This is a genomic window from Romboutsia sp. 13368 (assembly GCF_018336475.1).
Classification (GTDB): domain Bacteria; phylum Bacillota; class Clostridia; order Peptostreptococcales; family Peptostreptococcaceae; genus Romboutsia.
The window spans coordinates 913,632-913,945 of record NZ_CP048741.1 but is presented as its reverse complement, the minus strand read 5'-3'; the positions used below and the strand labels follow the sequence as shown (position 1 = coordinate 913,945).

1 protein-coding gene (only partly in view) is annotated in these 314 nt (G+C 23.6%); it reads right to left on the bottom strand.

Annotated features, from left to right (window positions below):
• On the bottom strand, nucleotides 1-138 hold part of the coding region annotated (locus G3997_RS11800; protein WP_442971236.1) for a two-component regulator propeller domain-containing protein (this coding region is incomplete at its 3' end). The annotated region extends 296 nt beyond the left edge of the window; 138 of 434 annotated nt are visible.
• Nucleotides 139-314 lie beyond the last annotated feature (176 nt).

Sequence of the window (314 nt, the reverse complement as noted above, 5' to 3'; positions counted from 1 at the left end):
AAATTCACCATCAGTTATAGAATACTTTTCTACTCCTTTACTACTAGATATCCATATATTATTTTGACTATCACTTAAAATAAATTCATTATTATAAATCTTTATATTTTCATCTTCTTGAAGGTTAAGAATCTCCATCTTGTGTTCTTTTTGGTTGTATTCTTGTGCTCCTTCATGATTAACAAGGTATAAATTATATTCTCCATTTTCTTTTGTATCATATATAAATACACCTTTTTTCGTAGAAATCCACATATTACTAAAATTATCAAGTTCTATGTTATAAACAAAGAAATTATTATTATACAATATAC